At 66.5% G+C, this 12,786-nt stretch carries 12 protein-coding genes; 9 read left to right on the forward strand and 3 right to left on the reverse strand.

Annotation, left to right across the window (positions count from 1 at the left end; genetic code table 11):
• The first annotated feature begins 13 nt into the window (after positions 1–13).
• From ACFVUS_RS06635 to ACFVUS_RS06645, 3 genes are all read left to right on the forward strand, one after another.
• On the forward strand, positions 14–1,246 hold the full coding sequence (locus ACFVUS_RS06635; protein ID WP_387762178.1) for a hypothetical protein: 1,233 nt from the start codon (positions 14–16) through the stop codon (positions 1,244–1,246).
• Between the two features lie 70 nt (positions 1,247–1,316).
• Entirely contained in the window at positions 1,317–2,882 is a 1,566-nt protein-coding gene (locus ACFVUS_RS06640; RefSeq protein WP_387762179.1) for a hypothetical protein, read from the forward strand.
• Positions 2,883–3,024: 142 nt separating this feature from the next.
• Positions 3,025–3,411 carry a peptidase inhibitor family I36 protein gene (locus tag ACFVUS_RS06645; protein WP_387762180.1) on the forward strand — a complete coding sequence of 129 codons (387 nt, stop codon included), beginning with the start codon at positions 3,025–3,027 and terminating at the stop codon, positions 3,409–3,411.
• Between the two features lie 66 nt (positions 3,412–3,477).
• On the opposite strand, the gene ACFVUS_RS06650 is transcribed toward ACFVUS_RS06645, so the two are convergent.
• The gene (locus ACFVUS_RS06650; RefSeq protein WP_387762181.1) at positions 3,478–4,173 is read right to left on the reverse strand and encodes a DNA polymerase beta superfamily protein; all 696 of its coding nucleotides are present in this window, start codon (positions 4,171–4,173) and stop codon (positions 3,478–3,480) included.
• Between the two features lie 100 nt (positions 4,174–4,273).
• On the opposite strand from ACFVUS_RS06650, the gene ACFVUS_RS06655 reads away from it, so the two are divergent.
• The 6 genes from ACFVUS_RS06655 to ACFVUS_RS06680 all read left to right on the forward strand — a co-directional run bounded on the left by ACFVUS_RS06655 (position 4,274) and on the right by ACFVUS_RS06680 (position 12,135).
• Complete coding sequence (locus tag ACFVUS_RS06655; RefSeq protein WP_387762182.1) at positions 4,274–4,711, forward strand: GNAT family N-acetyltransferase; 438 nt, start codon at positions 4,274–4,276, stop codon at positions 4,709–4,711.
• Between the two features lie 120 nt (positions 4,712–4,831).
• Positions 4,832–6,313, forward strand: a complete 1,482-nt coding sequence (locus tag ACFVUS_RS06660) for an adenylate/guanylate cyclase domain-containing protein (RefSeq protein WP_387762183.1) — start codon at positions 4,832–4,834, stop codon at positions 6,311–6,313.
• A gap of 5 nt (positions 6,314–6,318) precedes the next feature.
• Complete coding sequence (locus tag ACFVUS_RS06665; RefSeq protein WP_387762184.1) at positions 6,319–7,440, forward strand: PQQ-dependent sugar dehydrogenase; 1,122 nt, start codon at positions 6,319–6,321, stop codon at positions 7,438–7,440.
• A 254-nt stretch (positions 7,441–7,694) separates the two neighbouring features.
• Positions 7,695–9,074: a glycosyltransferase 87 family protein gene (locus tag ACFVUS_RS06670; RefSeq protein ID WP_387762185.1), complete on the forward strand. Its 1,380-nt coding sequence runs from the start codon at positions 7,695–7,697 to the stop codon at positions 9,072–9,074.
• Positions 9,075–9,136: 62 nt separating this feature from the next.
• On the forward strand, positions 9,137–10,960 hold the full coding sequence (gene zomB / locus ACFVUS_RS06675) for a flagellar motor control protein ZomB (RefSeq protein ID WP_387765434.1): 1,824 nt from the start codon (positions 9,137–9,139) through the stop codon (positions 10,958–10,960).
• A gap of 98 nt (positions 10,961–11,058) precedes the next feature.
• Positions 11,059–12,135, forward strand: coding sequence for a magnesium and cobalt transport protein CorA (locus tag ACFVUS_RS06680; protein ID WP_387762186.1), 1,077 nt, complete (start codon positions 11,059–11,061; stop codon positions 12,133–12,135).
• Position 12,136: 1 nt separating this feature from the next.
• Here ACFVUS_RS06680 and ACFVUS_RS06685 read toward each other — a convergent pair whose 3' ends face one another.
• Positions 12,137–12,451 (reverse strand): DUF3349 domain-containing protein, encoded by a 315-nt coding sequence (locus ACFVUS_RS06685; protein WP_387762187.1) that lies wholly within the window; start codon positions 12,449–12,451, stop codon positions 12,137–12,139.
• Between the two features lie 22 nt (positions 12,452–12,473).
• Positions 12,474–12,782 carry a DUF3349 domain-containing protein gene (locus ACFVUS_RS06690; RefSeq protein ID WP_387762188.1) on the reverse strand — a complete coding sequence of 103 codons (309 nt, stop codon included), beginning with the start codon at positions 12,780–12,782 and terminating at the stop codon, positions 12,474–12,476.
• Positions 12,783–12,786 lie beyond the last annotated feature (4 nt).

Consider the following 12,786-nt stretch of genomic DNA (forward strand, 5'->3'; position numbering starts at 1 on the left):
AAGGCCCGACCCGGTGACTCAGCTCCGCCGCGCGGTACCCGGTGCGATCATCGCCGTGATCGCCGCATCCCTCTGCGCGGGCCCGCACGCGTCCGCCGATCAACCGGTGGCCGATCAGGGCTGTGCCTGGCAGGCGGAACTGTCCCCGCGCACGGTCGGGCAGGTGAACTTCGCGTATCCCGATACCGGCGCGTGGTATTGGATCCTGCCTTACCAGGTGCGGCCGGGTATGACGATCACCGCGACCGGGCAGTATCCCGACTCCCGGTACATCTCGTTCAATACCTATGACGCGAGGTTCAGCAGTTTCAGCAATGGCGGGGTGTCCTCGGCGCTGCCCGACTATCTGATCGCGCCCGATGCCGGATCGGTCAATCCCTGGCAGCGGCCGGGCGGCGGCGACTACACGGTGACGATCGGCTCGGATCGCAGCGCGCCGAACGCGTTGCCGCTCGCGCCCGAGGGTGAGTCCGCGGGTGTGGGGTTCCTGATCTACCGCGAATACCTGCCCGCGGACGGGGCGTCGTCGGTGCGGCTGCCGCAGATTCGGATCACCGATGACACGGGCACCCGCACGCTCGGAGGTTGTGTCGGCGGTGGCTCGCCGCTGCTGGCATCGGCGCTGTCCGCGCTCGGCGCTACCGCGGCGAATCTACCTGCCGCTGCCCCCGACAATCTCCAATTCCGCCGGGTCAGCGGTGCGGGCGCGTTCCCGAACGCGGACAACGCCTATCTGGTGGCCACTCTGACCCCGCCCGGTGACGACCAGGTGGTCGTGGTGCGCGGCAAAGCGCCGGTGGCTCCGGCCGGTACCGGGCCGACGGTCTGGCCGCCCGGTGCCGGCGCCGATGTCCGCTATTTCTCGCTGTGCGCGAACCTGAGCACGCTGCCGGGGCCGGTGGTGCTAAATACCGCCGCCGACGGTTCGGTCGACAGTGGCTGCCGGTCCGATCGGGAGACGCTGCTCGACGCCGACCGGAACTACACCTATGTGCTGGGCACCGAGGCGCAGCGCGCCCGGATCGAGGCGATCCCGGGTGCGACCTTCGTACCGCTGTCATCGGCGCACCCCGGCACCCAGGAAGCCATTCTGCTGCGGAATATGCTGCCCGCCACCGATTTCCGGCAGGGGGTGCAGAGCGTACCGGTCAATGGCACCCCGGCGCAGGCCGCTGAGATCATGGGCCCCTACTACCCGCGCGGCGCGGTCTGCGCGCTCGCGGCCGTGCGCGATCGCACCTGCTGAGACTCCTTCCGCGTCGCTGCCCACCACACCCCCGAACAAATGCTAGGTTTCGGCGGTTGTCCTGTAGCGGATGGAGTTTCGGGTGGGGCTGGGTAGCTTTTGGCGGCGCGAACCGCAGCAGCGGACGGCGGGGAACGAGATCACCCCGCAGATCGCCGACGAGCTGTGGGATTCCTATGCCGAATCGCTGACGTGGCGGCTGTTCACCCTGCCGCTCGGGGGACGAATCCTGCTGTCGCCCGGGCACGGTCGCAATGCTCGATTCACCCGCGACGGCGGCGGACTGGAATGGGCGCTGTTCGCGCCGGGGCAGGACAATCTGCCCAGCAGGCGACTACCGTGGCCCGCGCTCTTCGAGGACTATCGATCCTTCACCGCCATGGCGACGCTGGCCTTCCGCGATGTCTTCGGCGCGGAACTGCCCTTCGAACTCACCGCACAGGCGTGGCTCGAGGAGTCCGGCGAGCAACTCGATACGCGCGGAATCGGATTCGGGGAGTTCGCCGATGAGCTGCCCGGGATGGACGCCGACGGCGCGCTCGATCTCATCGACTGGGTGCGACAGCTCGCCGAGGCGGACCGGGAGGTCCGCGCCCACGATCACGCCGTCGCCATGAGCTGCGGCGTGGACGTGCTGCGACAGCGGGGGGTGGAGCTGCTCGTCGGCGGGCAGGAGAACTGGCCGGTGCGCGAACATACGGTGGACTTCATCGGGCTGGCGGCCGATCGACTGGTCGTCATCGATGTATTCGTGAATTTCGAAGGCCTCGAAGCGATTCCGGCCGCGAGCATCGAGGTGGACGGGCGCATGGTGGACCGGGGCAGCCCGGCATACGTGCATGCCATGATCAACGCGGACCCGGATTTCCGGCGCGTGCTGGCGCGCCGGCCGGAGCTGGCGCGGACATTGACTCAGGACCGACTCAACATCGAATACTCGATCCTGGAGATCGACCCGGACCAGCGGATTCGGCTGCACGGTTTCGACGGCGCGGCGGATTCGATTGTCCCCGTGCCGATCGCACACGAGCTGTCCCCCGCCGACGATGCGAACGGTCCGGCCACCGATCCCATCGAGACGCCACTGCCGTTCGATCCGTTCCCGCTGCTGCAACCGGCCGATTGGCCGCATCGGCAGCAGATTCCGCACTGGCCCAGCGCATCCGGGAACGCGCCGATCATCGTGCTCGCCGCCGACACCGCCGAGGGTTACACCATGCGGAGCTATGACCGGCACGCACCCGAGAATCAATTCCTCTTTCCCGCCGCCCTCGCCCGGCTCGCCGGTATGGAGCGCTACGAATGGGCGGTCGACGAACTCTACGGACTGCCCACCGCCACCTGCTCCGGCCGCGACTTCGCCGCGGAGAAGGTACTCGATCCGCGCGCGATGTTGGAGGCGCACAACGCGCTTCGCACCCCGCGACTGTGGGTCGCCACGCCGCGCCGAACCTGTATCACCGCCGTTCCGTATGACCTGGACGATCGCCAGCGCCTGGTCTTCCAGCATCTGGTCCGATTGACCTGGGATGACGACTCGTTCGGCAACGCACCCATCACCCGGGGCGCGTTCCTGCTCGAGCACGGGCGCATCGCCGGGTTCGTCGACGATGTGGATCTCATCGGGCGCGGCTGAAACGCCGCGGCTGAAAAACGCTGTCGGACTGTGGATCCGACCTGGTTCGTTAGTTCTTCGTTAGTGCGTGATTGGTGTGCCCGGACACAGTCGTTCCGAGCCGTCCGAAGGCTGGACACCGATTCACTCGAGGGGAACCATCATGACGATCACCCACCGGACCACCGTCATTCGCCGCATCGTCCCGCTCGCCGCCGCCGTACTGACCCTCGGCGCGGGCGCGGCCGTCGTCGCCGGACCGGCATCGGCCAACTACGACTGTCCCGGCGGCATGTTCTGCGGCTACGACAACCCCAATGGCACCGGCATGATCGTGCAGGTCGATTCCGGCTGCTTCCTGCACGATATCGGCAATGGCGGGGTCGGCGACCGCTTGAGCTCCTACTGGAATCGCACCGGGCAAAAGGCGACCGTCTACAACTGGACCGGACGGGAATGGCAAGTGCTGGTGACCATTCCGGACAACACCCGGGGCACCATGCCCAAGAACGTCGACAATATCGCCGATGCGGTGAAGATCTGCGACTGAGCCCCACTACTCGGTCGCGATGAGGCCCCCGGGATCAACTCCCGGGGGCCTTGTCGATGTCGTGCCTCAGTCGTCCAGGTGCGCACGGCGCACACGCTGCATGAAATCCTCCAGCGGAGCCTCGTTCGGATGCCGAGGCAGTACCGATGTCGCTTCGTCGAACTTCCGCTCGTATTCGGCGATGAGCGCCTTGGCGATCTCGGCACCGTCCGCGGTCATCATCTGCCTGCCGAATTCGAAATACGGTTCCGGATCGGGCAGCCGAATGGGCAGCACACCGGTCGTGTACAGCTCATAACCCTGCCAGAGCAGTCGCCGAGTATGCCTGGCATGTTTGGCGAGGCGGGCATCACCCAGTCCCTGAGTTTCCTGGCGATGCAGCATGCGCCGGAACTGCGCCATGGCATAACCGAAGTAGGAATGCCGAACCCGTTGCGCGGAAAGAAAACACGACCGCAGGTCGATCAGCTCGGCGCCGAATTCGGTGGCCACCGTGTAATCCTCGAGCCAAAGGATCTCCGAGGCAGTCGGATTGCAGGACAGAATCAACCCGATCGCCTTCCCCACCTCGTGGTACGTGGCATCGGCTCCGTCCCGGCCCTGCCGGGTGCCTCGATCCCGCGTCGGCGGATGCAGTCCCAGAAACGTCCGGGTCGGCTCCACATAGACGCCCAGATAGTCGATATCGCTCGCGGGTGTGTTCAAGCCGTATGCGAACGACCCCACCACGCCTTCCAACAACAGATCGCTTCGATCGCTCATCACACTTCCCTCCCCGGTCTCGGAAAGCACCGAGTATTCCCGGCCGGGAAGGGAAGCGACACCGAATATTTCAGGTAGGGGGTTCGCTACGATCGCGGGCGTGAGCATACCGATGGAGGATGAGTACGTATTCGATGTCGATGCGGGGCGGATCGATGTGGATCTGGTGCACGAGTGGCTGTCGACCGATGCGTATTGGGCGCTGGGGCGGGAGCGGGAGGTGGTGGAGCGGAGTGTGCGGGGGTCGTTGAATTTCGGGGCGTATGACCGTGCGGGGAATCAGGTCGCCTATGCGCGGGTGGTGACGGACTTGGCGACGTTCGCGTGGTTGTGCGATGTGTATGTTGATCGGGATCACCGGGGGGCCGGGCTCGGGGTGCGGCTTGCCACGACCGTTGTCGACTATCTGGCGCCGTACCAACTCAGGCGGGTGATGCTCGCGACGTTCGATGCGCACGGGCTGTACGCCAAGCTCGGATTCGTCGCGCTGCCGGACCCGGAGAAGTGGATGGTTCTGCTCGGTAGCCAAACCGCCTGATCAACTCCACCCGCCGGTCTGGCCTAAGCTGCACGAATGGCCGAGGGTGCGGGTGCTGCCGGAACATTCGGGAAAGCTCCTTGGGGGTCCCGGTTACTGGGGCCCGTCGAGGAAGGCGCGATGTCCCGGCGCGTTCGCGTGCAGGTATTGCTGACCGTGCCATTGACGGTGGCGAATCTGATCGGCATCGCGGTGGCGATGGTATTGATCGGTGTGGTGCTGCCCGGTCCCTCGGTATTCACCCGGAAACTGGTGCTGCTCAATTTCGTGGCGGTACCGCTGTACGCGGCGCTGGCACTGGTGCTCGGGTTCACCTGGGGCACCGTGTGGGGATTGCGGACGCTGCGCTGGTCCACCGATCCGGATCGGATTCCCGATCAGCGCGAACGCCATGCCGCCGCGCGGGTGCCACGCCGACTGGTATTGCAGCAGGCACTGCTGTGGCTCGGTGGGATGGCGGTGCTGACACCGCTGTACGGGATCGCCGATCCGGCGTTCGTGCCGAAGTTCGTGCTGGGCATCGGATTCAGCGCGATCGTGGTGTGCGCCAACAGCTATCTGGCCGCCGAGTTCGCGCTGCGGGTGATCACCGCGCGGGTATTGGACGCCGCGCCGTCGCGGCAGGCGCGCGGGGTCGGGGTGTTCGGGCGGTCGATGCTGGTGTGGATGCTCGGGTCCGGCACGCCGGTCACGCTGCTCATGGTGCTGGCGATACTGGCGCTCTCGGGCGTGGACATCAGCACCGAAAGGCTTGCGGTGTGCGTACTCTCGCTCGGCGGGGCGACGCTGGTCTTCGGCGGTGTCCTCATGACACAGACACTGGGAGCGGCGGTCGCACCGATTCGCGGTGTGCGCAATGCGCTGCGGCGGGTCGAGGACGGTGATCTGGAGGCCGCGGTCACCGTGTACGACGGCACCGAATTAGGCGAACTGCAAGCCGGATTCAACCGCATGGTGCAGGGATTGCGGGAGCGAGAACAGATTCGGGACCTGTTCGGCCGCCACGTCGGCCACGATGTCGCCGCCGCCGCGCTGGAACGCAACCCCGAACTCGGTGGCGAGGAACTGTACGCCGCAGCACTTTTCGTCGATATCATCGGCTCGACCACAATGGCCGCGAGCCGTCCCGCGCGGGAGATCGTCACCATCCTCAATGAGTTCTTCGCCATCGTGGTGGACGAGGTGGAGCGACACGGCGGCCTGGTCAACAAGTTCGAGGGCGATGCCGCCCTCGCCGTCTTCGGCACCCCCGCGCCCCTGCCCGACGCCGCGGGCGCGGCACTGGCCGCATCCCGCGCCATCCGCGCCCGGTTGTCCAGTGAGACAACCGAATTCGATGCCGCCATCGGCGTCGCGGCGGGCCGCGTGGTGGCGGGCAATGTCGGCGCGCACCGCCGCTACGAATTCACCGTGATCGGCGATGCGGTCAATGAGGCCGCGCGCCTGTGCGAACTCGCCAAATCCGAGGACAATCGGGTGCTGGGCTCCGGGGCCACCGTGGATTCGGCCGACGCCGCCGAACAGAAGCACTGGGTCGTAGGCGAATCGGTCACCCTGCGCGGCCGCATCGCCCCCACCCATCTGGCCCGACCACAGAATTGACCCGCATGCGACACCCGAGGCGCACCAGGCTTTTCCGGGCACTGTCCATCCTGCTGGCGACAGGCACGGCAGCGAACCTGATCGCCGCGTGCTCCGATGATCCACCCGGCACGGCCCAGGGCCCCACGGCGGTGGCCACCTCGACCGCGCCGAGCCGACCCGGCGGCACGATAGATCTCGGCGCACCGGAGGAACTGGTCCACGGCATCGACACCCCCTGGGGTCTGACCTTCCTCCCCGGCGGCAGCGCATTGATCGCCGAGCGCGACACCGGGGTGATACTCCGGATCACCCCGGGAGTCCCCGCCGAGCAGGTCTACCGGGTACCCGGCGTCGCGGCCTCCGGCGAGGGCGGTCTCCTGGGTCTGGCCGCATCCCCCGCGTACGCCGACAACGGCTACATCTACGCCTATTTCACCTCCGACACCGATAACCGCATCGTGCGCTTCCGGCTCGACGGTCAGCCCGAGGTGCTGTTCACCGGAATCGCCAAGGCGTCCAACCACAATGGCGGCCGCATAGCCTTCGGCCCCGACGGCATGCTCTACGCGGGCACCGGCGACGCCGGAACCGGTGCCGCGGCACAGAACCCATCCAGCCCCAACGGCAAGATCCTGCGCCTGACCCCCGAAGGCCAACCCGCACCGGGCAATCCGACCCCCGGCTCCCCCATCTACAGCCTCGGCCACCGCAATGTCCAAGGGCTCGCCTGGGATTCGGCAGGCCGCCTCTACGCCACCGAATTCGGCCAGAACCGCTTCGACGAAATCAACCGCATAGAACCGGGGCACAACTACGGCTGGCCCGATGTCGAAGGCAGTGCGAACAACCCGCGCTTCACCGACCCGCTGCTCACCTGGTCCCCTTCCGAGGCGTCACCCTCCGGCCTCGCCATCGCCGGAAGCATCATGTACGCGGCCGCCCTTCGCGGCGAACGACTCTGGACCCTCCCCCTGCACGACGGCGTACCCGGTCAACCCACCGCCCCATTGACCGACCGCCTGGGCAGGCTGCGCACCGTCGCGATCGCCCCCGACGGCGCACTCTGGCTCACCACCTCCAACACCGACGGCCGCGGCGACATCCGCACCGGCGACGACCGCATCCTCCGATTCCCCGCCCGCTGAAACTGATTCATCGCCGACTCCTCCGGCGGAATCGAATCGGTCGAAACGGGCAATATCGTTCGGCGGCGCGATATGCGGCCGAAACCGGGGCGGAGCGTCGGATTTGGGGTGTTTCGCGGCGCGGTTCGCACGGGAACTGCCGCTAGCATTCGCTCGATTGAATACCCATTTCGCTGCCGAGTAGATATCGCGGCGGGCCCTTTGCTGCCCTCGGCTGGATCGACGAGTTCGGATCTTTCGCAGAGGAGATGACGGTGACGGCTGCCCCACAGCGGACTTCGACGCGGACGCTCGCGCCCGATCGTTCGCCCCGGCCCGGGGAGCCAGCCGAAGAACACGCTGTCGCCGTACGGCCGGTGGTGAGCGATCGAATGATGACCGCGGCCGCGGTCGCCGCAGTGGCGGTGCTGGTGTGGCATGTGTTCGCGATGCCGATCGGCAACCCGTATTACGGACTGTTCAGCAACGCACTCGATCTCCAGGTCTATCGGGCCGGCGGGCTCTCGCTGGTGGAGCGGACGCCGCTGTACAGCGGTCCGGTGGTGTTCGAGATGGAATTCACCTACACCCCGTTCGCGGCGCTGACGTTCGTACCGCTCGCATTGTTCGGGGTGAGCGTGGCCAAGGTGCTGTGGTGGGTGGCGATCATGGCGGCGCTGATCGGGCTGGTGGGGCGCTGCCTGCTGGTGCTGAGATATGAGAACACCGCTCGCACCTGGGTTTTCGCCGCCGTGCTTGCGGTGGTGTGCACCGCGCTGGAGCCGGTGCGCACGACACTGTGGCTGGGGCAGGTCAATGTATTCCTGGTACTGCTCATCGTCTGGGATCTCACCCGGCCGCCGACCGCGCGGCTGCGTGGGATCGGCGTCGGGATCGCGGCGGGAATCAAACTGACACCGGCGTTCTTCCTGCTGTATCTGGCGTGCACGCGGCAGTGGCGCACCCTGGGCATCGCGGCCGGAACATTCGCCGCGACCATCGCGGTCGGATTCCTGATCCGGCCCACCGATTCCTGGAAGTACTGGAGCGCGCAGGTCACCGCGTCCGGGCGGATCGGGGCGGTGGACTCGCCGGGCAACCAATCGGTCAATGGCATTGTGGCGCAACTGCTTCGGTTCGCCGACGCGCGACGATTCATCTCACACACCTACGGCACGGTGTACACCCCGCCGACGTGGATGTGGCTGGCCGCCGTCATCCCGGTCATCGCGCTCGGCCTGGCGGCCGCGACCCTGGCCTATCGCACCGGCCGGAACCTGCTGGCCATCACCATCGCGGGCATGACCTCCGCGTGCGCGTCACCGTTCTCCTGGGGCCATCACTGGGTGTGGTTCGTGCCGCTGTTCATCCTCGCGGTCCACCACGTGTGCACCACCACCGATCGAACGCGGTGGGTAGCGCTGACGGTGGTGCTGTCGATCAGCTTCTGCTGGTGGTGGAACTATCCGGACCGCCCGCCGCTGGCGGAATCCCCGCATCCGATCGGGATCGGGCTGTTCATGTTGCCGCGCGACGACATTCCGGACTGGTGGTCGTATCTGGCGGTGCCGTTCTACGCGAGTTGCTATCCGCTGCTGCTCATCGTGACGGCGGCCTACGTGATCGCCCGACGCCATGATCGGAGTAGTCGATGACGCTGTCCCTGTCCCCCGATGCGGTCGCGGACCCGAAGCTGCCCGCCACCGCGCAATTGCCGATGGTGCGCACCGATGCCCCGCCCGAGGACTCCGCGACCGGAGCCCCGCGGCTGCCGCGCATAGTCTTCGCCGGTGGAATTCTGTTGGTCGCAACGCTTTTCGCGGCTGGAGCCTGGCAGCGCCGCTGGATCGCCGATGACGGACTGATCGTGCTGCGCACCGTCCGGAATCTGCTGGCGGGCAATGGCCCGGTCTTCAATATGGGCGAACGCGTCGAAACCAATACGAGCACGGCGTGGACGTACGTCGTGTGGTTCTTCAGCTGGCTGACCCAGGGGCGGCTCGAATACGTCGTACTCGCGATCGCGCTGACGCTGTCCGTGCTGGCCGTGGTCATCGCCATGCTGGGGTCGGCACGACTGTGGGGCGGAACGCGATCCAGTCTGCTGGTCCCGGCCGGGGCGCTGGTCTACATCGCCCTGCCGCCCGCCCGCGACTACGCCACTTCAGGATTGGAGAACTGCCTGGTCATCTTTTGGCTGGCGGTGCTGTGGTGGTGGCTGATGCGCTGGGCCCAGGCCGAAACGGTGCGTCCCGCGGGATTTCTCGGAGTGGTCTTCTGGGCCGGACTCGCACCGCTGATCCGCCCGGAGTTGACCGTGGCCGGCGGGCTCGCGGTGCTCCTGCTGATCTGCGCACCCGTACCCCGAACCCGGCTGCGGCCGTGGATGTTTCGCATTCTGATCGGCATCGTGGCCGGGCTGACGCCGATCGCCTATCAAATCTGGCGAATGGGGTACTACGCGCTGCCCTTCCCGAATACCGCGGTGGCCAAGGACGCCGGTGGCGCGAAATGGCATCAGGGCTTCATCTATCTACAGGATCTGGCCGGACCGTATCTGCTGTGGCTGCCACTGCTGATCCTGGGTGTCTGGGCCGGAGCCGCGCTGTGGCAGCGCGGAATGCACTGGGGTGCAAAGCGATTGCGCGCGCCCGCCACCATCGCCGCACTCATGGTCGGCAGCGGCGTCCTGCTCACGATCTACGAACTCCGGGTCGGCGGCGATTTCATGCACGGCCGCATGCTGCTGCCCCAGCTGTTCTGCCTGCTGACCCCGGTCATGGTGCTGCCCATCCGGCTCGACCGCGATCGCACCGCCGTGATCGCACTGGTGACCATGGCCGGCACGGCGGGCTGGGCACTGTTCGCCGCCAATATCACCGCCATCACCTCAGGTACCGAGATCAGGTCCAGCGGCATCGTGGACGAGCGAATCTACTACGTGCTCAACGGCGGTCACGACCATCCCATCCTGGCCGAGGACTACCTGGACTACCCCCGGATGCGCCCGCTGCTGCGCGATATCGGCGACACCCCCAACGGCGGACTCGTGGTCAACCTGCCCGATCAAACCTATTGGTACGTCATCCCGCCGCCGCAGCCCGTCCCCGAAGGCGGTGCGGGCCATACCGTGCTGTTCCTGAACCTCGGCATGACGAGCATGAACCTGCCGCTGCACGTGCGCGTCATCGACCCCATGGGCCTGGCGTATCCCATTGCGGCGCATACCGATCGGGTGACCGACGGTCGCATCGGGCACGACAAGAACCTGAACGGCAGCTGGGTCGTCGCCGATACCGGCGTGGTCGACAGGCATCCGTGGATGGCAGCGCATATCGAGGAATCCGCGGTGGCCCGCTCCCGCGCCGCCCTGTCCTGTCCCACCACCCAGGACCTGCTCGCCTCGGTCCGCGCCCCACTCACCTTCACCCGCTTCCGGCACAACCTCATGCAGGCGTTCACCTTCGCCGATACCCGTATAGACCGCATCCCGCGCTACGAGTTGCAGCGCTGCGATCTCACCGACCCGATCCCGAAATAACTCCCCGACCACACGGGGCGCGCCGCCCTGGATTTCGACCGATACGCCAGGCCCTGACTCGCCAGGAGATTTCGGCGCGCGCGGCATAGCATCTAGAAGTGCCCGCTATGCCGCCGCTGCCCTCGTTCCGCGGACCGAGGCGACGGTCGGCCGTACCGTTGCCGCGCATTCGCATTCCCACCGCCCGCGCCATTGTCGATTGCGCGGTATATGTGGACGGGGAGCGATTGCGCGGGCATTTCTCGCATACCTCGGCATTGGCGGAGGTGCGCAAGCGCGGAAACGGATTCGTCTGGGTCGGCCTGTACGAACCCGATGACATCCAGATGACCGATATAGCACAGACTTTCGGATTGCACGCGCTGGCGGTGGAGGATGTGCTGGAGGGCTCGCATCGCCCCAAGGCCGAACGCTACGACGACACTCTCATGCTGATCATGCGCACCGTCGCCTACGTCGAACACGAAATGCATACGGTCAGCGAGATCGTGCAGACCGGCGAGGTCGTGGTGTTCGCCGCACCCGAATTCGTGGTCGCGGTGCGGCAGGGCGAGCATTCCGGGCTGGCGGGTGTGCGGCACGAATTGGAGTCGGATCCGAAACGGCTGGCGCTGGGGTCCGGCGCGGTGCTGCACGCCATCGCCGACTATGTCGTCGACGCCTATGTCGAGGTGACGCGGAAACTGGAGGCCGAGGTCGACATGGTCGAAGAGGTGGTCTTCTCACCGAACAGCCACGTCTCGATCGAGTCGATCTATCAACTCAAACGCGAGATCGTCGAATTGCGCCGGGCGGTGAGCCCGCTGGCGACGCCGCTGCAATTGCTGGGACGTCCGGAAACACCGCTGCCCAAGGAGGTTCGGCGCTATCTGCGCGATGTCGCCGATCACCACACCTCGGTCACCGAGCGCATTCGCGATTTCGACGAAACGCTCAGCGCCCTGGTCAATGCCGCGGTCGCAAAGACCGCGGTACAGCAGAATACCGATATGCGGAAGATCTCGGCGGGCGTCGCCATCGCCGCTGTTCCGACCATGATCGCCGGAATCTACGGGATGAATTTCGAGCATATGCCCGAATTACACGAGGTATGGGGCTATCCCGCGGTGCTGACGCTGATGTTCACCCTCTGCACCGCACTGGTGGTGCTGTTCCGCCGCATCAAATGGTTGTAGCTCAATCGTTTTCGGGATCGTGCCAATTGTCATCGACCGGCCAGCCCGATGCCAGCAGATGCGCGCGCACCCGCGCGATATCGGCTTCGGAAGGCATTCCGTCGGTGACCTTGGTGATCCCGACCCCGGCGTCGATCTTGTCCGCCGGAAGCGCGCCCTGCTGGACGAGTGCGTCCGCGACCTGACGCACATCGTCCTCGGGCAAGCGCTGCGCGAGCAGCGACAGCAGCGGAATGTAATCGTTCTCGGGCACGCCCTGTGGGTATCCCGCCCGCAACCAGGCCAGGACTCGGGCGAGCACACCAGATAGCGCCATTGGTCTCCGGTTCCGCGAAGTGTCAGGCCTCGGACGGGTGCGCCAACGGCCACCCGGCTGCGGCGAGCCGCGCGGCCACTCGGTTGATATCGTCGTCCCCCGGCGTTTCATGCGCAAGCCGCCGGATGGCCTGTTCGATCTCGGCGCGCTCGATGATGCCGTCGGTGTCCTCGGCGGTCAATTGGTCCACGAGCAGGCCGATCTCGGTTTCGGTGAGCCGGCGGTGCAGCACCGCCAGCAGCGCGAGATAGTCCTCGGACGGCACGCCCTGCGGGTATCCGGCGCGCAGCCAGCGCAGTACCGAACCCAGGATCGAGGTATTCGATGTCATGGCT

It is taken from the genome of Nocardia sp. NPDC058058, from assembly GCF_042885355.1.
Taxonomy (GTDB): Bacteria; Actinomycetota; Actinomycetes; order Mycobacteriales; family Mycobacteriaceae; genus Nocardia.